We start from the raw sequence: 19189 nt of genomic DNA, 5'->3' as shown, positions 1-19189 counted from the left end.
AGCGCACGCCGATCTTCTGGACAGCATACCCTCCAGCGTAACCGCCGTAGATACAGACAGCGACGGGCTGACCGATAGAATCCTGGTTGGCGATACCGGCGGTGTGATATGGCGTGCGGATTTGATTGCTCCCCCCCCTCCGGATCCTGAAGTCGATCCACCGGTTTACCTCGATAAGCGTGCGGAATGGACGATATCACCCATTCTTTCCGTTGGACGGCATGCAGGGCAAGCCGACCGCCGGTTCTTCCACAGACCAGATTTCGTTCAGGCAAAAGACAATACCGGAACCTTTGACGCTGTAATCATTGGTTCCGGAGACCGCGAACATCCGCTGGACACAAATATTCAGAATCAGTTTTACATGTTCAAGGACCGTAACACGCTCACTGGAAATCCTCCGTCTACCACAAAACAGGTGAGCAATCTCGACAATTTGACCGACACGGCGGCGACGGCGAGCAATGCGTGTAACTGTGGGTGGTATATCAATCTTGGACTTGGCGCGGACGGTGGCGAAAAGTCTCTGGCTTCACCGTTGACGTTCTTCGGAAAAATATTCTTCAGCACTTATGTGCCCGTGGGGGATTCTGGGGAAGACGACAACCTGACGTGCGGACCGGCGGAGGGCAAAGCCTATACTTATGTCGTAAATCTGTTTACTGCGGCTGGCGTTTACGACTTCGACACCAGCAATGATTCCAACGGTGAAACGAAGGAGCGTTCTGTCGATACCGGATCGGGCATCCCCAGCGATCCGATCTACATGTCATTGGGCGGAAAACAATTTATTACTCCAGGGAATATCCCACCGGAAGAAGAGTTCAGGCATCCCTTGGAAAGCAGGGCGATTTGGAAAACATTCTGGTATGAGAAGGAATGAGAGATCGATCATGACGATGCAAGGTATTCGAAAAATTCGGGGTTTTACCCTGATGGAATTGATGATCGCGGTTGCCGTGGTAGGAATACTGGCGGCGGTCGCTTTTCCCAGCTATCAAAGCCAAGTAATTAAAACTCGGCGCTCGGACGGCAAAGCCGCTTTGATGGCCGCCGCCGCCAAGCAGGAACAGTACTATCTGGACAATAAAACTTATGCCAACTCTATGACGGCACTCGGCTATGCCGCTAACCCGGCAAATTCTCAAGAAGGTTATTACCAGATCAGCATCGCTGCCGCTACGGCGGCATGCCCGATCGCGACATGCTTTTCACTAACGGCGACTGGACAAGGCAGCCAGCAAAGCGATGGCGTTTGCGGCAATCTAACGTTAAGCAGTTCGGGAGCTAAGGGAATTACAGGAACCGGAACCGTTGCTAACTGCTGGTGATCCGCTGCAGACATCAGCCCAGTAATTCGTAGGGGGTAGCCGATGCTTCAGCGTAACCTATCCATTTCCTAAACCGAATATTTCGCTAAGTATATCTGCACAGCCGCTAAACTCTCATAAATCAGATTAGAGAAGTAGATTTTGTGGGAGCCGTGTCCCGATGCCAAAGTCAGCTTGCCGCAGCGCGATGGAATCAGGACGCTTCGGGCGCTGGATGATTGAAGCTAGTTTCCGGACGGGGTGATCAGTTCCGGCAGTCGATTGGCTCCTCCCATTCTCCAAGCCCGTGGCGAATGGGCCGAACAACGCGCGTGGTCGAAGTCTAACTGCCCGATGACTCTACGCTGGTGTTGCGATTACCGCGACCTCAACGACTATTACCGGCTGCGCCATGATCGGGGATGCAAACGGTTCTTGGCAAAGCGAGTGAGCTGCCCAGTGGAGTAGGTCGGCAATCCATTGCCGACGAAGCCGCTTCCCGGGCCGTTGCGTCGGGAAAGGATTCCCAACCCACTATCTACTATCCCCTGGACCGCTACGCCAAACCGGAAGATGCACTGAGGAATTGGCCGTTTCACAGACAACTTCGTCGGCAACGAATTGCCGACGACTACTCATCTCAGCGTCCATTAGAGGGCGCGGGGCGGCTTCTGAGTGAACGCCGGTGAACAGTGGTGAGAAACGCTGTAAATTTTACGCCTGATTGGCAAATTGCTCACAATTGTAAAGAGTCGGTAGTAAAACCTTCAGAGAGCTGCCTGTTCAGGGTCAATTCCAACATTCGCTGACAGTTTTCGATGCGCCCGTAAGTCCCTTCTGTCCAAGCTGATTCAGCGTGAACGAACCGCATGCGTCACCGTCCATGGTGCTGCCGCTTGCCGGAGCTGCTGTCAAAGTAAATGTTGTTGCACCAGCAGCAACGGTGATGTTGTATTTCGCAGTTCCATTCCGTGGAGATTGAATTACCGGCAACATCGGGTTTCCGTCGTTCGCATCGCCGCAAATTCGATCAGTACCGGAATTGTAGCAATTCGCTTCCGTGAACAGACGTTCGAGAAACTGCGCATCTTCCAGCAAGTCAGACTTTGCTTCGGATCGGGCCGCACGTTTGACATATTCTTGATAGCCTGGCAGAGCGATGGCTGCCAAGATACCCACTATAGCCACGGTGATCATCAGTTCGATCAGCGTGAACCCTCTTGGCGTCGTCTGGGAGTTCATCTCGCGTTACTCCTATTGGATTTGCATCCAATATTTCCGTTCTATGCTCCCGCTGCCGCCACCTTCGTCATCTAAAGGCCCCCGATTCTTGATGCTCATGATATTGCCCGTGGTGCCTGATAATTCCTTATATGCCACGCCGGGAGTCTCGCTCTGTAGCCATGTCGGGGTTTCGGCAATGCCTACCGTCGACTTTATCCCCGACGAAACATTGCCGCTAGCCAGTTTATCCGCGTCATCAAAAACATTGTCTGCATTGAAGTCGAAGTTAGAAATACTGGTGCGCCCACCGGTGACCGCGTCGAGTTCCATGAGCCAACTGTCTCCCCCGGAAACGCAGGGATCAGAGGACGGGATGACGGTAACGAAGATGATGCGATCGTGCTTCAGCAAAGCTCGTGAAATCACGCGCTCGCCGGCGGCGCCGCTAGGCGGCACCAGATCGAGATACCAGCCGCGCTTGCTGCCCCAATCTACTGTGTTGTTGCTGGTTTCTCTTTGGCCGAAGCCGAATTCCGTTGTTTCGGTGGTGATTGTTTGAGCTTGTATATGATCGTTATCCCGGGGCACTGTTCCAATCTCATTGGGTTTGTCCCAAATGGCATAAAAGCTTTGCACTTCGATATTGGACGGGTCGGTGGCTGTGAGATAGCGCCCTGTTCCGAAGTAGATCAGCACACCGCCGTTCGGGTGGTTGCCGATTACGGGCTGAACCGTAATCGGTTGAACCTCGCCGTTTGCATTAGTCGCGGTGAACAGAGGATTTCCGCCGTTGGCCAGCGTTAAAGCGCTCAGGTCGAATTTCCAGAGGTTGCCCTGCAAATCGCCGGCGTAGGCATAATCGATGATTTTGTCGTTGTTGGCATCGTACAAAACCGGGGTGGAGAGACCGTTGCTGGTGCTGTCGCCTGCGGCAATCTTTGCGATCTGAGACCCATTACTCAGATTCACCACGTACAGAAAGGCCTTGTCCGAGGCGCTGTTGTAACCGTTGCCGAAAATAGCCGCCCATTGACCGTTATTTAGTCTGGCGATCTGTGGCTGACTGAAGGTATAACCCAAATCGGTCGCATCCGAGTATTCCCACAGCACGTTACTGGCGTTAAAGCCGTCAGGATCGCTGATATCCAGAGCGTAGATCGATTTACCCCCAGCGCCAAGTCCTCCAACCAATACGGTTTTCCAATCGCCTGACAAGTAGGCATCACTTACCTGAGGCGAACCGTCTACAAAATATTTATGTGTATAGGCCGGGTTAGTGAGCTTGCTGAGATTGTCGTAAACTCCCGCTGGAACATAAGCGAATAGTTCCTTGCCGGAATCGGCGCTCCCGACATCAGCTCGGAAAGCGTGCAGCATGCCGTCGTTTGCACCTACGTATACGGCCGGGGTGCGCGACGATTTACCGCTTACAAATGCTGAATATGAGGATCTTTCCGGTTCCGCCAACGCCGATGTGCCTTCGCTATAACCGTAGTCCTCTGCTTTTACGAAAGCCGGATCGGAATCGATGATGTCGCCCAGCCACCATTCGACATTGACCGATTCGCTCCGATTGCCGTCCCCGTCCGAATCGGCGATATCGACAATGCTTGCTACCCGATTCCGAAAGGCACCGCCATTCCGTTGCTCGTCGCTATGGCTGCCCCGCAGCCAATTAAGCCGATCGCTACAGAGATTGTCCACCACCCCGCTGGAGTCAGTATCCAGAACCGCCTTCTGTGAGGCGCTAAGGTTGGTACAGTCGCTGAAGCTTTGGCCTGAAGCACCGGTCCAGGTGAAGATGTTCCGGGAACCCGGAGCGGGAATTGTGGCGGCATCCCAATAGGGCGAACCGACACTGCCGTCGCCCTGTACCGGATAGGCGATGAGCTGGCCATGCCAATCCCTAGTGTCGAAGCGGGCTTGGAAAAGTACGGCACCGCTTTGAATGCTGGTGGAATTTGCGGCCAGTGCCGCGAAAGAAGGATTTGCTGCTGTAACGGCATTCACGACCGAATTGAATGCATCCACGACATCCTGAGCGTTCTCCGCGCTGAAGAACTCTCCCCGACTGCTAATGGCGGCATGCCACAAATCGTATACTTTGCGCTGCTGATTCAGGTCGCTCGGAGGACAAGATTCGCTGGTCTGAGTGTAAGGCCAACAATAGGGTGAGCCGGAACTCGAGCTCGTTGGAGGATTGGGGCAGCTAGCACCCTCGGCCAATTTGGAATAGTCCCCAGCGAAGGTGCTGCCGCCCCATATCGGGTACGTTCCCGTGCCGGATACCGGGGTGCCGCTCATCGTCGTACCCAAGCCGAGTCCAATGATGAAGGTATTCAGGTGCTGCCAAGTCGCCGGATCATTCTTGGGGTTGAGCCACTGAGCCGCCGCATCGCCGGAAAGATCTTTGAAACTCGCGGGGACATTATTATCTAGACCTGACTGAAGATCGGTAACCCAATACTTGAACGCGATATCCGCCAGATTGTTGCTTTGGTAATCCCTGTAAGGGGGGCCCGGGGTCCAGCTCGAAGTGGTTCCACCGCCCGAGGTCGGCATGGGTTCGGGCAAGGTAACCCCGGAGCTGTTCAAGTCGCCGACGGTTACCGAATCTCCGCACCACCCTCCATCGGTCATCAACAGATGGACGTTTCGACGGCAGGCATCATAACCTCTTACCGTTCCGTCAGGATTGAGAGGCTTGTCCCGGATTTGCGGGTCGTCTGCCAAAGGATGGTTGATGTTGATGGCTCCCGTAAAGTAATCACCGGCACGGACGGCGGCTGTACGCAAATAAGTGCTTCCAGCAACCGGAAAACGGGCAAGCCAGTCGTAAAGCTCCTGCTTATGAGTCTTCCCATTCGGGAGCGTAGCGTTCAATCGTCGAATTCGATTGTCTGTGGTGCTGCCATCCCACCCCTCGCAATTTGTCCCGAACGTATTGCACGTAATGCCCGAGTTATTTAGATCTTGCCATGCCACGCGCACCTCGCCATCCAGGCCTGCAAAAGCGCGCATTGCGCCGGACACCGTAGCCAGGTTCCGGGTGCGGTAATAGGAGTACCAGTTGGCGAAGTTCTGTTCCTTTTGTTCCGCTGTGCCCGCAAAGGTGTCCGACGCCGAACCGACAGTCACTTTCACGTAGCAATCATCATCGTCCTTCTGGCCGGAGGCGGTAGGAGTGCAAGCGGCTGGTCTGGGGACGCCGGCTTGCGTATAAAAAAGGTAGTAATAGGCCGGGTAAGTGTTTGCCGTAGTGTCGAGCGTCCAGGAAAGGCTTACGCCCGTTTGGTTGTTGAGATCATTGGACCAGCGATTGCCGACGTAAATGTACTGCTGTGAACTGTTGACGCTGGTGACCGTATAGGTCCCATCCCGGGAAGAACCGGTAACCGTAAGCGATGCCCCCGATGCAAGATTAGCGAAGATACCCGAGCATCCGGAATCGATATGTATCCGGTCGTTGCTGCTGTTGTTGTCGAAATCCACCTGGCAGGTGGAAGGTCCATAGTTGTAGGTAATGCTTGTGTTTGAACCGTAGTATCCGCGGTCGCTGCTCCCATTCGGAGAGCCGGCGTTAGTCTGGTTCGTGTTCTGTGGCGAGTACTGTCTCGTTGCCCAATAATTGGTTGCAAGGTTCACCGTTCCGCGTGACGTGTCGAAACCGTTAATCGGAGCGGCGGTAAACGAAATATTGGGGTAGCACATGGCTGCTGGGGCGCTGCTGAGCGTGCAGTCATTGCTGGTTCCGTTGTACTTCGGCGGCGGCGGATAGGTAATGGCCGGGTTGTAATAAAGGGCATTGAAATAGGCCGACTTGAAACGATTGGTCGCCTGATTTGCCTCGATACTGTCCGGCACGGCCGCGGACGGCATACTGAGTGAATCGTCTAGTGTGACGACCAGATTCGGCGCGACCGGAACGGTTAGAAAAAGCGGCTGATCGGACAGCGTCAAAGGCGCCGCGTACGCAGACAAATCCAGGCAGCCTGAAGCGAGCAGCCCCAAAGACAACGAAGTCAGGCGGATGGCTTTGGCGGATTGATGCATGTTGCCTCTCCGTTTCAAGGTGGCGTATACGTATAAAGAGCTTGCAAAATCACTACCGCGTTAAGATCGCCGCCGACGCCGCGCGCGGTGACACGGTAATACTCCGTGGCCGCGACATTGGGCATTCTTTCGACGATGTATCTCGGCTGTTCGGCAACCTGGCTCAGACTCTGGGCGGGACTGCGAGAGCTCGACCAATTGGGATAGTCGGCGTCGACCAAGCTGTCCAGATTGACGGTGCTGCCCCAGTAGTCGGCGTCGTTACCATGGGTGGCGTCATAAGTAATAAGGCCGTCCACGCTGCCGTCGAACATCAAGGTGCGCCAAGCCGTCAGGGTGGTTTCGGCGTCCTTCAGGGCGGCTTCGGCGGCCTGAAAAGCCAAATCGCGATTGCGGGTGTTACCCGCCATGCGTTCCTGAAGATTGGTGTTCAGCGTAGCGCTGGTGCCCAACAGCATCAGAATGGTCAGAAAGATCAACGCCATCACGAGCGAGATGCCTCGTTGCCTTCTAGGCAAGCCGGCGCCATTCTCAAACCGCCTGGTCATAGTCGGTTCCTTACGGAGATGGTGGTGGTGAAAGCCTTGCGCAAAAGCCGGTCGGTCGGTGTGATCGTGGCCCCGTTGTAGGTATACGCCTGGGGGGCGGTAGTGATGCTTTCATCCGAAAGGCTGACCATCAGCAAGCTGATGCGTATGCTCAGAACATTCGTCCAGTTGGTAACCCCATCGGCCGTGACGTAGGTATCGACGCCGGGAGCTCCATCGGTATTCTCTCCATACTGAATTTGCATGTCCTGCACGCCTTCCACCATTTCCTCCGCCGTGGTGGCGGCATTGCCGCCGCTGGCTATGAGGCCGCTGGCTATGAGTCTTTGGCGAAAAAGTGCGGGTTCACCCACATCGTTGGTGCCGATGTAATAGGTCACGGCGCTCAACCGTAAAATTCGGGAGCCTCGGGCGAAGGTGTATGGAGTGCCATTGGCTGTGCATGGGTTGGGTACCGGGTTGCCCAGTCCTTTCGTGCAATTGCCCGGATCGATAGCGTTTCCATTGTTATGGTTGACAGTGGCGATGGTGTTGTTGTTCACGTTGGTCATCTGAAAGACAGCGGCATGCTGGCAATCGGTAATGACCAGGATTTCTCCTTGCTTGATGTCGTGGTTGGCTGTCAGTTGCAACTGAGCCGATGGTGGGTTGTGGTCGTCGACGATGTACTCGCGGGAATTGTCCACGCGGAGCACTGTGACGGCGTCTCCCCGCAGCACGGGCAACGCGTTACCGTCGCTGTCGTTGGGAAAGATGCTGACTCCTTCCTCGTAACCGATCAATGGTTGTCCGAACAGGTTTTTATACCAGTCGTTCGGGTTGTTGAGCACATTGGCCATCGTGGAGAACGAACAACCCGTGAATCCCGCCATGCGGATGTCGGAGGAGATGCGTTCGAAAGCGTAGCGGGCGCTCTCCTGCATGCGGGACAGCGTGTCCGTGGTACGAAAAGCCTGTCGGCTGCCCAGAAATGCGTAGCCGAGAACGGCGGTCAGCAATAAGCCGATTGTCAGGGATATCATCAGCTCGATCAGGGTCACGCCTCGGCAGGAGTTCGGCGGTACCGTCATCGCGAAAATGGGAGTGCGCATGGCTAAAGATCGGTCTGGGTTGTCAGGGATATCAGATCGTTATTGCCGTCGCCGTCGCGATCCTCTTTTTGGTCCCATTGGATGACGATGGTAGTGTTGCCCTGAATGTCGACGGTGACGGAGCCGTCTCCAGCGGGAAGCAACTCGGATAGCCGGTTTTTCCATGAGACCAGATCGTCGCCCGCCACGGTGCCGCCGCTGGGGCTGCTGCCGACCGCAACGTTATAGCTGCCGCCTATCGCGGCGGCGCGGTTGGCGCGCATGCTCTCGGCTATGTCATAAGCCAGCATGGTCGCAAGGCTTCGCATATAAGCCGAGTTGTTGTGATTGAGAGTGGTGGCGAGCAGTCTGCCGTGTCCCAAAAGGCCCAATGCGATGACAACCATAGTCACCAGCACTTCGATCATGCTAACGCCTTTTTGCCCCGCCTTTAGGCCGAATCGGCCTTTCGAAACGTTTCTGCGCTTCATTAGCAAGTTCCTTTTTCGATGTGGATCTGGCCAGTGTTTTTCACGGCAATATCGCGTTTGACGCCGCCTACACACACGGTCAGCGTTCCGTTCGTTCCGCCACTGCCCACATAATCCCCACCGGGAAGATAGGTGATGTAGTTGCTGAATTCGGTGCCGCCATCGATGGTGCCGGTACCGCCGGTCGGCTGCTTGACCCGTAGGCGGGCTTCGTTCGCATCCACGGTTCCTCGATTGGTAGGATCGGTAAACGTCAGCCAACCGCTCTGCCAACCTCCTGCGGTCGTACAGGTGGGGCTTGCATTGTCGGGATTGGCGGTCTTGCAGATCGTTACGGCGACGCCGCGCTTGATCGCTTCGGAACGGGCGAAGTTGAGCGCTGCCACAAGTTCGTTGGTTAGGGCGACGGCACGGCTAGTGTTCGTGAAATTCTGGAGACTGGGCACAGCGATAGACGACAGAATAGCCAGGACCGACACCGTCACCAGCAGTTCGATCAATGTGACCCCCCGTGATTTTCTTGCAGCTCGGGGTGGCCGATGCTTGCTCCACATCATCATTTGAAGCACCTTTGAAAACTATTCCCGTGTCTTGAAAATCCATCCGTCGGCGGCGCCGATCACCCTGGGAGCTGTCGTGGCGATAGCCTGCGACTTTATCGAGAAAAGGGAGTGGAGCTCCGAGCTCCGGATACGCCTAAATCTAGTGTGTCCGGATCGAACGTTGTATGACGGCTGTCACACAATTGTGATTTCTTGAAGAAGTGTAGTGTACTTTGTGACTTTGTTATGTTTGTCCAGCCATGTCTCCCTTTGCATACTTGAACAAGAGCCCTTTAGGAGACATTGCTGAAAATCTTGCCGGCGCTTTCAGTCCCGGAAATATTTGGAGCGAAACATTAGACGTAGTTTCTCGTGTTTCCGGTTAGGTATCGTTTGCGGATGTTGTTACGGGAGCCTATTTTTTCTCCTTATCTGAATGGCCGAGGTCTTTTCCCGGCACGATTTCATCCCTTACCCGCTGTTTAAGCTCTTTCGCTTCGGGGAAGCGTCCTTCTTCCTTTCGGGACCATAGCACCGTGTTCCCGTGGCGCACTTCGAATACTCCGCCCGTGCCGGGAATCAGCGCCACTTCGCCGATCTCCTCCTCGAACGTGGTCAGAAGTTCCTGCGCCAGCCAGGCTGCGCGCAGCAGCCAGCGGCATTGAGTGCAGTATTCGATTTCGATGCGGGGTTTTGCGGTCATAGTTTCTCTCTCTTTGTAGGTCGGAAATCCCTTCCCGACGCAGCGGATTTGTTGGCAAAGGATGGCCGACCTACGGCACTTAAATTCAGATTCAGGGTTGAATGGCCTGCCAAAACAGTTTGACTCCCACGATCAGTACGACGATCGCGAACATTCGCCTGAGTTTCCGCGTCGGTAGCCGATGCGCGAGTTCAGCGCCGAGCGGCGCGAACGGAATACTGGTCGCCACGATGCCGGCAAAGGCGGGCAGGTAAACATAGCCTAGACTCCAAGCCGGCAACACTGGTTTTTCCCAACCCAGGGCAATATAGGTCAGGGAGCCTGCGACCGCTATGGGAAAACCGCAGGCGCTGGAGATGGCGACGGCGTTTCGGATCGGAAAACGGCATTTGACGAGAAAGGGCACGCTCAGTGTCCCGCCACCTATCCCGAGGATGGAAGAAACCGCGCCTATCCCTAAGCCGGCGGCTGAATATAGCCACCCGCTTGGTGTTCGACTTTGATCGCTTTTAGTCTTCACATCGATTAGAAGACGAGCGGCAACATAAAGCAGAAAAAGCGCGAAAATCAGTTTAAACCAATGTGCCGGCAATCGGTCGGCGATGATCGAACCGAGGATGGAGCCGATCAGTACGCCGGGTGCCAGCCGGAACACCGTATGCCAGCGTACCGCACCGAGGCGATGATGCGCATAAACCGCTGAAATGGACGTGACCACGATGGTAGCAAGCGAAGTCGCCACCGCCATGATCATGACGGAATTCGGTGGAAAGCCCCGTATTGAAAAAAACCAGACCAGAAACGGCACGATCACGACCCCTCCGCCGATCCCGAACAAGCCGGACAACACGCCGGCCAGGCTGCCGAAAGCCAGGTACAGTCCCAGTTCTTCCCACATGCGCTGCTCATCCGCGTTTAAAATAGGGGCCGTATGCTAACAGGAACCGGGGTCCAAGCTAAAAACCCATGAAAACTTATCTTGTCGGCGGCGCCGTAAGGGATAGCCTGCTCGGGCGACCGGTGGAGGAACGTGACTGGGTGGTCGTGGGCGAAACGCCGGAAAGCATGATTGCCCGAGGTTTTAAACCGGTCGGCAAGGACTTTCCCGTGTTCTTGCATCCAGAGACCCGTGATGAATACGCGCTCGCCCGCACGGAGCGGAAAACCGCGCCGGGCTACCGAGGCTTCGTCGTTCATGCCGAGCCGGACGTGACGCTGGAACAGGATCTGCTCCGCCGCGACCTGACCATCAACGCCATGGCCCTGGACGAGGAAGGCCGGCTCGTCGATCCCTATGGCGGCGCACGGGATCTCAAGGACCGGATTCTGCGCCATGTTTCGCCGGCATTCGGCGAAGACCCGGTGCGCATCCTCCGAGTGGCCCGCTTCGCTGCCCGTTTCGCGCAGCTCGGTTTTCGGGTGGCGGCGGAAACGTCCGATCTGATGCGGAGCATGGTGGCCACCGGCGAAGTGGACGCTCTGGTGCCGGAGAGGGTTTGGGCGGAACTCGCCCGTGCCCTGTCCGAGCCGACTCCCAGAGCTTTTTTCGAGGTCCTGCGGGAGTGCGGCGCATTGGCCAGGCTGTGCCCGGAAATCGACCGGCTGTTCGGTGTCCCGCAGCCCGCCGAGCATCATCCGGAGATCGACACCGGTATTCATACCTTGCTGGTCCTCGACCAGGCGGTCCGGCTGAGTCCCGACCCGGTAGTGCGTTTCGCCGCCCTGACTCACGACTTGGGCAAAGGACTGACGCCCAAGGAATTGTGGCCGAAGCACCACGGCCACGAAAAACTCGGGCTTGGCGCATTGGAGAACCTTTGCCTGCGGCTGAAGGTGCCCAATGCCTACCGCAAGCTGGCTGAAAAAGTGATGCGCTACCACGGCCATTGTCACCGGGCGCTCGAACTGCGCCCCGCGACCGTGGTGGATTTGTTGCAGCGGCTCGATGCGCTCCGAGCCCACGCCTCCCTGGAGGGTTTTCTTCTCGCCTGCGAAGCCGATGCCAAGGGCCGCCCCGGTTTCGAGAATCGGCCTTATCCGCAAGCCGAATGGCTGCGGACGGCGCGGGAAACAGCTCTGGCGATTCCGGTTCAACCGCTGTTGGAGAAAGGATTCAAAGGAGAGAGTCTGGGCCGAGAGCTGCGCCGGCAGCGGATCGACGCCGTGACGTCGTGTCGGCGGCAATTTTTGGAAAGCCGAAATTCCGGTCGAATGTAGCGTGGCAATGAATCCAAAACCTGCCGACATTTATCAGCCGCGCGATTTCATCGAAACCCACGAAGGGCTGATTTTCGCCGTCGTGGACGGGATGCTCGAGGATGATCGCGTGCTCTGTTTTCTCCGATACGCGCCGATCGGAGGAAAGCTCGCCAAAATGGGCACTGACGAAGCCAATGCTTACCTGCAAGCTCGGGCGCCCCGGTATCTGTTTTCGTCGAAGCGGCTGGACGCACGACTTCATGCCGTGCCGCAGGAAAACATACGCCGCCATCTCCGACCGCGGGATCGCGTGCAAGATTTGCTGAACTCGGTGCCACGAGACGAAATCGAGCGGAAAGCGATTCGATTGCTGCAAAAATTCGGTGCCTGCGGGCTGGACTTGGGCCGGGTCGGTTTGACCGGCTCTTTGTTGATCGGCGCGCAAACGCGGAAGTCCGATCTCGATTTCGTCATCTACGGACGTGAAGCGTTTTTCGAGGCTCGCGAGATCGTCGGACGCTTGATCGAGGCCGGAGAACTGCAAGACCTGGACAATGCGGCATGGCGCGACGCCTATGACCGGCGCGGTTGTGCGCTCACGTTCGAGGAATTTCTCTGGCACGAGCGGCGCAAGTTGAACAAGGCGCTGATCGACGGGACGAAGTTCGATATCACATTGGTGGACGAACTACCGTCCAAAGCATCGGGCCCCGTCCGCAAGTTGGGGCCGATCCTGCTTCGGACCCAAATAGCGGATGCGGCATACGCGTTCGACTATCCGGCCGTGTACCGATTGACGCATCCCGAGCTCACGGAAGCGGTCAGTTTTACCCACACCTATGCGGGCCAGGCCCTGACCGGAGAAACCGTCGAGATTTCGGGTCTGCTGGAAGAATCGCACTCGGGGCAGCGGCGCATCGTAGTGGGCTCCAGCCGAGAAGCTGCGGGGGAATATATCAAGGTGGTGTCCGAGCGGCGAACCTCCTGAATCCGAATAGGCAAACGTCATTGCGTTTGTTACATTTCCGCCCCTGCATCCCTTAAACCAATTATCGATATATAGAGATCGCGAAAGAACCGTCGCACGGGGGGTTTTCACGAACTCGGAGGAGAAAACTATGATCGGTGGCGTCATTTCGGTGCTGGTTTGCATATGGTTTTATCGCACGGCGCTGCGTCTCAACCTCAACGTGCTGCAATGGATCGTCGGCGCTTTGATCGTCTACTACGGGATCAAGGCGATCTGGATGTACGCTATCCTCAAGCCTTTGCTGGGCGGGTCATTCACGTATTACAGCGCGACCGCCGGCATCATGATGGAGGTGTCGGGCGCCCTGCTCGGCGCTTTGGGCGCTGCGCTGTTTCGCAACCTGGTCATGCTCAAGCAGGCCCGATGACTTTTGCCCGTGCGCGGTCGGCGCTTCCCGATTTCCGGGCGGTCATTCTTGACATGGACGGTCTGGCCCTGGACACCGAATCGACTTATTGCCACGCCTGGCGTTCGGCGGCGGCCGATCTGGGCTTCGATCTGAGCGAAGAATTCTGCCTTGGGTTGTTCGGCCGCCATGCCGATGACGTGGAACGGGCGCTTAAGACTGCACTTGGCGATGCGTTCGATCGCAGGTCGTTTCATGAATCCGCCGAACGGCACTGGCGGCGCTATCTCGACGAACACGGCATAGGGCCGATGTCGGGCCTGAAAGAGCTGCTCGCTATTCTGCGACACCGGGCGATCCCCTATGCGCTGGCTACCAACAGCGACGGCCCGTACGCATGGGAGTGCCTGCGGCTGTCGGGTATGGAAAAGACCTTTCAGGTCGTCGTGACCCGCGACCAGGTCGAACGGGGGAAACCGGCGCCCGACCTCTTTCTCGATGCGGCGAGGCGTTTGAATGTTCCGCCGGGCCTATGCCTGGTGCTGGAGGACTCGGAAACCGGCTTGGAAGCGGCCCGTGCGGCGGGAACCGTTCCGGTTCTGATTCAACGGCGCCACGAAATCCGCCGGAAACTGTCGAAATGGGCGGCGCTCAGCTTTCCTAGCTTGCTGGATCTGGCCCAGTTGCTCGAAACAACCGGATGAGAGGAAAAGTTTCCACAGGGACGGGAGCGCGAGTAATGTTCCATGCGCTTTTTTCCTTGGTGGCCTTGCCGCTCGTTTGGCGGGTTACGGTGCGCGCCTGACTCGCTGGGCTACACGCAGGTTGCGTGACGGCGCACCTAACCCGCCCTACCACGGGTCATTTTTCGCTTTGGTGTAACGACGGAAACCGGGATTTCGTAGGGTGGGTTAGGCGCACTCCGGTATAGGCTGGCCGTAGAACACGATGCTTCGCGTGCGCCGTAACCCACCATGGCAACGTTCGGTCGCCTTGCCGCTCGACCGATCGATCGGTGTTACTCGGTAGGTCGGGAATTCTTTCCCGACGCCATGGCCGGGCCAGCGGCTTTGTCGGCAAGGGATTGCCGACCTACGGCCGTGTCAGCCGGTCGGTCGGGAAGGGATTCCCGACGTGCTGTTTCTCCATCCAAGAGCCTTTTCCGATCAGGCGGCGCGGATCGGAAAAGGCTCCTGGCCTTTGTGTTTGAGCTTGCGGGTATAGGTGCGGCCGTCGCGGAACGTGGCGGCTCGGTTGAACTTCCCGGCATATTTGGCGACGGGATTGGTCTGGGGGATCTGAGGTCGCTTGGTTTTCTTGCTCATGGTGTTGCTCTCGTTTGAATGTCTTCGCCGGATACCGGCTCGCCCTTCAGACCGCTCCGAACAGGATCGGTTCCCGAGCCGGTCTCAAGAAAAGTTGTAGTGCTTGCGCACGGTTTCGAGGATTTTCCAGGTGCACTGCAGGCCGGTCCGGAAGGTCACCAGATCGCCCTTGCCGAATTCCACGGGGTCGCCGCCTTTGGGCGTCACGATCACGCGTCCTTCCAAGAGATAGCAGGTTTCGGTCTCGTCGTAAGTCCACGGAAATTCGGACGGTTCCTTGCTCCACACCGGCCATTGCCGTACGCCCAACGATTTGAGCCGGTCTTCGCCGACTTGTTTTTCGATACGGATATCGCTCATCTCGTACTCTCCTATTCATTTGGTGATCGGTTTCGAGGTAGAGCCTCGGCCATAGTGCAAAGCCAGCCATACGGTGATCGTATCCGGCGGAGTCCAGTTTACGCGATGACGGCAATGGGCCGGAAGCAAAAGGGCATCGCCGGGGTGCAAAAACGTTTCGCCATTCCGCCCTTCGATCGCGAGTCTTGCCTGACCTTGAAGCAGCAGCACCCATTCGTCCCAGTCCTGATCGTACCATTGTCCTTCCGGTGTGGCATGTCCCTTGGAAAGAATCCGCTCCAGCCGGAAAGCCGGCGTTTCCAGCAGAACTTCGAATTTTTCCTCGGGCAAGTCCTCCGGCAGGTCGGCCAGCAATGTGGTCATCGATGCTTCAGGCAGTTCGAGCATTCTGAAAAATTCCTTTAGAGGCAACGATGGCTGTCACTCTAATGAAACACTTATTCACAAAATCTGTGGATAAAGTTCTGCAAAAGCCTAGAACAATTTCTTCCAGACCCGATGACATAAGGGCTGCACACGATTGCACAAAATTTTTGCACAGGGTGCTCTGGTGGTCGCCTCCATTTCTTCACGCCCGCTGTCCGGTTTGATAGAGTGCCGAAAAAATCGAACGGGAGGCAACTACAACTATGATTGCGGCATTATCGATGATCGTCATCTTGGCGATCGCGGTTTGGTTCTATCAAACCGCTCAACGGTTGAATCTGCCCGCATTGGCTTGGGCCATAGCCGGGGTCATCGTTTATTACGGCGGTTTCCTGTTTTGGATGCAAGTCGTGCTCCGCTCGCTACTGGGCGAGTCGTTTCATACACACGGCTTTTGGCTGGGAATCGGCATGGATGTCACGGCGATTCTGGCCGGAGCGGTCTGCGCCGTGCTGTTCCGTTACGGGGTCATGATGAAAAAGGGCCGGAAGCCGTTCGAGACGTCTTTTTAGACGGCTTTGTCGGCAAGGGATTGCCGACCTACGATTGTGCCGCTTTGTAGGTCGGGAATCCTTTCCCGACGCCACGGCCTGGCCCACGGCTTCGTCGGCAAGGGATGGCCGACCTACGAACCGGTGCCGCGAAGTAGGTCGGGAATCCTTTCCCGACGCAAACTAGTAGGCTTAACGCCATTCAGAACAGCGCGGCATTGAGCCAGAAGTGGGCGACGATGCTGCCCGCATAGCCGAGCGCGATCGCCGGCATCCACTTCAAATGACTCAGAAACGTGTAGGCGCCTCGCGTCTGCCCCATGAGCGCGACGCCCGCCGCCGAGCCGACCGACAGCAAGCTGCCGCCGACTCCGGCGGTCAGGGTTACCAAAAGCCATTGTCCCATAGAGAGATCCGGGTTCATCGACAAGATCGCGAACATGACCGGGATGTTGTCGACGAAGGCCGAGGCGATGCCTACCAGAATGTTCGCCGGAGTCGCTCCCAATTCGCCGTAGAGATACTGCGAGACATGCCCCAAATAGCCCAGAAAATCGAGTCCGCCCACGCACAGCACCACGCCGTAGAAAAAAAGCAGCGTGTCCCACTCCAGCTGTGCCAATTTCTGGAAGATATCGAACCGCTCTTCGCCAGGTGGGGCTTCTGCCTCTTCTTCCTCCTCGTGCCTTTCCAATAGCTCGGTCGGCACCTCGGGTTCTTCTCGATGGGTGATGTGCAGGTAATAGCCGAAGAACTGGATATACGTCAAACCTGCCATCATTCCCACCGCGGCGGGCAAATGCAGGATATTGGAGAACACCACGGCAGTCGCGATGGTGAGCAGGAACAAGGCGACTATCCGTTTGGCGCCCCGCTTCATTTTGGTGACATCCTTGATTTCCGCCGGGCGCGCGTCCGGTATCGCGAAATGCATGATGGCGGCGGGCAGCACGAAATTGATGACCGCCGGAACGAACAGAACGAAAAAGCCCCAGAAAGTAACTTTATGCTGTTGCCAAACCATCAGCGTCGTGATGTCGCCGAAAGGGCAGAATGCGCCGCCGGCATTCACGGCGACCACGGTGTTGACGCAGGACAGCGCGACGAAGCGCGGGTTATCCTTGCCGACGGCCATTACGACGGCGGTCATCAACATCGCCGTGGTCATATTGTTGGAGATGGAGGAGATGAAAAAGGCCAGAATCCCGGTGATCCAAAACAATGAGCGATAACCGAGACCCTTGCTGACCAGCCAGGCCCTGACAGCCTCGAATACTTGCCGTTCCTCGAGCGCATTGACGTACGTGATCGACACGATCAGGAACAGGAGCAGTTCGCCGTAATCCAGCACCAAGGTCCGCACCGCGTCTTCGGCGAGCTGCGGCTGGCCTTGCAGGTTGTAGACGACGGCGATCGCGGCCCAGATGATCGCCGCCGCCAGCATCATGGGTTTGGATTTTTTGAGTTCCGTGACTTCTTCCAAGACGACGAAGATATAAGCCAGCACGAACGCGGCGATCGCCAGATAGCCGACTAAATGCCCGGTCAGATCCAAAGCTTGACCTTCAGCCGGGATGGCCAGGGCAGTGAGCGGAAAGATCGCCAAAAAAAACGCCAGTAAAATCTTCTGCTTCAAAACCATTCGAGAACCTTTTTTCTTCCGGTGCGAAAAACCACGCCGCGTCTGGCCAACAGCGCGGCGTCAAACAATTCTTAGTGTTTCAGTAGAGAATGGTAGCATTTGCCGCTTCTGAGTCCGAGCATGTGTTTTATGCCCCGGCTCCCCGGAGCCGGGATATCTACACAAAACCTCGGGCCAACATTCCGGCAGGGAAGGTCGCGGCTAAAGCGACGTTTGCGATTGGATGGGCACGATTGAAGACAGCTCCGTCGGGCAAGGATTCCCGACCTACTCGCGGCACCGGTTCGTAGGTCGGCCATCCCTTGCCGACGAAGCCGCTGGCCCGGCCGTGGCGTCGGGAAAGGATTCCCGACCTACTCGCGACACGGTCGTAGGTCGGCAATCCCTTGCCGACGAAGCCGTGGGCCGGGCCGTGGCGTCGGGAAAGGATTCCCGACCTACTTGGCGGCACCGGTTCGTAGGTCGGCCATCCCTTGCCGACAAAGCCGTGGGCCAGCCGTGGCGTCGGGAAAGGATTCCCGACCTACTCGCGACACGGTCGTAGGTCGGCAATCCTTTGCCGACATAACCGCCGAAGGCCGCCGATTCCGTTACCAGGATGCCGGCAACTTGCGCCGGATGAGAATGAATTTGCGTTCTACGGAAAGATAGCCGCCGCGTTCCAAATCTTTCATGATCCGGCTGACCATCTCCCGCGAGCAGCCGATGATGTTGGCCAGATCCTGGTGGGTCGGTTTTTCCCGGATGATCCATTCGTTTTCGTTCTCGACGGCCATGTCGTAAAGGGTTTTAACCAATCGCCCGTACACATCCGACAGCGCGAGCCCTCGAACGTTCTCGGTCAAACTGCGGATCCGCTGAGTGAGGCTCCGGATGATGCTGGATGCGGCGTCCGGATGGCTTTTCAGCCAAGTCTTCAATGCGAGCCGCGGAATCAGGCTGCACACTGTTGGCTCCAGGGCGGCTATCGAAGCCGAACGGGGTTCGCCGTCCAGCAAGGACAGCTCCCCGAAAAACGAGCCCGCACCCTGAGTCGAAAGAATCACCATGCGCCCGTTTGCGCTGCTCAGATAAGCCTGCACCTTGCCGGACAAAATAATGAACAGCGCTCCGCCTTCTTCGCCCTCGCGAATGATAATCGAATTCTTGGGATAGCTTTTTATGGCCGCGCAGGAAGCCAGTTCCGCCAGAGCGGTGTCGGGCACTTCGGAAAAATAGGGGACGCTTTTTAACCCCTGAAGCGTTTCTTTCGACACAATCGCGTTCAACTGAAGAAAACGAAAACACTCGATCTCTCCCGTCGTTTTTCGAGTTTCGAGGTACGGTGCGACGGGCGATAGATCTAAATGTTAGTTTATATTCGATCCATCGGCCTCAAAAAAAGGGGACCGGCGCTGAATTTCGGTCCCGAAGAGTCGCCTCGGAGGCG

19 protein-coding genes and 1 pseudogene are annotated in these 19189 nt (G+C 56.7%); 7 read left to right on the top strand and 13 right to left on the bottom strand.

Annotated elements, in window-relative coordinates; all coding sequences use genetic code 11:
- Positions 1-883 (top strand): annotated as a pseudogene (locus B2A78_RS26120) (hypothetical protein); the annotation flags it as partial.
- A 10-nt stretch (positions 884-893) separates the two neighbouring features.
- A complete protein-coding gene (locus B2A78_RS15855; protein WP_276205400.1) occupies positions 894-1331 on the top strand; it encodes a type IV pilin protein in 438 nt (145 codons plus the stop codon).
- A gap of 768 nt (positions 1332-2099) precedes the next feature.
- On the opposite strand, the gene B2A78_RS15850 is transcribed toward B2A78_RS15855, so the two are convergent.
- The 8 genes from B2A78_RS15850 to B2A78_RS15815 form a co-directional block, all read right to left on the bottom strand.
- Positions 2100-2552 carry a type IV pilin protein gene (locus B2A78_RS15850; protein ID WP_077730979.1) on the bottom strand — a complete coding sequence of 151 codons (453 nt, stop codon included), beginning with the start codon at positions 2550-2552 and terminating at the stop codon, positions 2100-2102.
- A 12-nt stretch (positions 2553-2564) separates the two neighbouring features.
- Positions 2565-6587 (bottom strand): PilC/PilY family type IV pilus protein, encoded by a 4023-nt coding sequence (locus tag B2A78_RS15845; protein ID WP_077730978.1) that lies wholly within the window; start codon positions 6585-6587, stop codon positions 2565-2567.
- A gap of 14 nt (positions 6588-6601) precedes the next feature.
- Entirely contained in the window at positions 6602-7135 is a 534-nt protein-coding gene (locus B2A78_RS15840; RefSeq protein WP_077730977.1) for a PilX N-terminal domain-containing pilus assembly protein, read from the bottom strand.
- On the bottom strand, positions 7132-8226 hold the full coding sequence (locus tag B2A78_RS15835) for a PilW family protein (protein WP_077730987.1): 1095 nt from the start codon (positions 8224-8226) through the stop codon (positions 7132-7134). Before B2A78_RS15835 ends, B2A78_RS15840 begins: the two co-directional genes overlap by 4 nt.
- A 2-nt stretch (positions 8227-8228) precedes the next feature.
- Positions 8229-8696 (bottom strand): type IV pilus modification protein PilV, encoded by a 468-nt coding sequence (gene pilV / locus B2A78_RS15830; RefSeq protein ID WP_077730976.1) that lies wholly within the window; start codon positions 8694-8696, stop codon positions 8229-8231.
- A complete protein-coding gene (locus B2A78_RS15825; protein ID WP_276205401.1) occupies positions 8696-9250 on the bottom strand; it encodes a GspH/FimT family pseudopilin in 555 nt (184 codons plus the stop codon). Before B2A78_RS15825 ends, pilV begins: the two co-directional genes overlap by 1 nt.
- 403 nt (positions 9251-9653) lie before the next feature.
- Complete coding sequence (locus B2A78_RS15820) at positions 9654-9941, bottom strand: SelT/SelW/SelH family protein (RefSeq protein WP_077730974.1); 288 nt, start codon at positions 9939-9941, stop codon at positions 9654-9656.
- A 91-nt stretch (positions 9942-10032) separates the two neighbouring features.
- A complete protein-coding gene (locus B2A78_RS15815; protein WP_077730973.1) occupies positions 10033-10839 on the bottom strand; it encodes a sulfite exporter TauE/SafE family protein in 807 nt (268 codons plus the stop codon).
- A gap of 68 nt (positions 10840-10907) precedes the next feature.
- On the opposite strand from B2A78_RS15815, the gene B2A78_RS15810 reads away from it, so the two are divergent.
- The 4 genes from B2A78_RS15810 (at position 10908) to B2A78_RS15795 (ending at position 14220) form a co-directional block, all read left to right on the top strand.
- Positions 10908-12158, top strand: a complete 1251-nt coding sequence (locus tag B2A78_RS15810; protein WP_077730972.1) for a multifunctional CCA addition/repair protein — start codon at positions 10908-10910, stop codon at positions 12156-12158.
- Positions 12159-12165: 7 nt separating this feature from the next.
- Complete coding sequence (locus tag B2A78_RS15805; RefSeq protein ID WP_077730971.1) at positions 12166-13128, top strand: nucleotidyltransferase domain-containing protein; 963 nt, start codon at positions 12166-12168, stop codon at positions 13126-13128.
- 130 nt (positions 13129-13258) lie between these two features.
- Complete coding sequence (locus B2A78_RS15800) at positions 13259-13537, top strand: hypothetical protein (protein ID WP_077730970.1); 279 nt, start codon at positions 13259-13261, stop codon at positions 13535-13537.
- Positions 13534-14220: an HAD family phosphatase gene (locus B2A78_RS15795; RefSeq protein ID WP_077730969.1), complete on the top strand. Its 687-nt coding sequence runs from the start codon at positions 13534-13536 to the stop codon at positions 14218-14220. Before B2A78_RS15800 ends, B2A78_RS15795 begins: the two co-directional genes overlap by 4 nt.
- 462 nt (positions 14221-14682) lie before the next feature.
- Here B2A78_RS15795 and B2A78_RS26115 read toward each other — a convergent pair whose 3' ends face one another.
- The 3 genes from B2A78_RS26115 to B2A78_RS15785 form a co-directional block, all read right to left on the bottom strand.
- Complete coding sequence (locus B2A78_RS26115; protein ID WP_166642451.1) at positions 14683-14841, bottom strand: hypothetical protein; 159 nt, start codon at positions 14839-14841, stop codon at positions 14683-14685.
- A gap of 84 nt (positions 14842-14925) precedes the next feature.
- Positions 14926-15201: a cupin domain-containing protein gene (locus B2A78_RS15790; protein ID WP_077730968.1), complete on the bottom strand. Its 276-nt coding sequence runs from the start codon at positions 15199-15201 to the stop codon at positions 14926-14928.
- A gap of 15 nt (positions 15202-15216) precedes the next feature.
- Entirely contained in the window at positions 15217-15588 is a 372-nt protein-coding gene (locus tag B2A78_RS15785; protein ID WP_240502556.1) for a cupin domain-containing protein, read from the bottom strand.
- A gap of 242 nt (positions 15589-15830) precedes the next feature.
- Here B2A78_RS15785 and B2A78_RS15780 point away from each other — a divergent pair, with 242 nt between their 5' ends.
- Entirely contained in the window at positions 15831-16139 is a 309-nt protein-coding gene (locus B2A78_RS15780; RefSeq protein WP_240502555.1) for a hypothetical protein, read from the top strand.
- Positions 16140-16320: 181 nt separating this feature from the next.
- Here B2A78_RS15780 and nhaD read toward each other — a convergent pair whose 3' ends face one another.
- Both nhaD and B2A78_RS15770 read right to left on the bottom strand, forming a co-directional pair.
- Entirely contained in the window at positions 16321-17760 is a 1440-nt protein-coding gene (gene nhaD, locus B2A78_RS15775; protein ID WP_077730967.1) for a sodium:proton antiporter NhaD, read from the bottom strand.
- Between the two features lie 590 nt (positions 17761-18350).
- The gene (locus B2A78_RS15770; protein ID WP_133716301.1) at positions 18351-19016 is read right to left on the bottom strand and encodes a Crp/Fnr family transcriptional regulator; all 666 of its coding nucleotides are present in this window, start codon (positions 19014-19016) and stop codon (positions 18351-18353) included.
- Between the last annotated feature and the right edge of the window lie 173 nt (positions 19017-19189).

This window comes from Methylocaldum sp. 14B, assembly GCF_002005105.1.
Taxonomy (GTDB): Bacteria; Pseudomonadota; Gammaproteobacteria; order Methylococcales; family Methylococcaceae; genus Methylocaldum.
The sequence above is the reverse complement of the archived record's forward strand: the minus strand, read 5'-3'. Positions and strand labels throughout refer to the sequence as shown.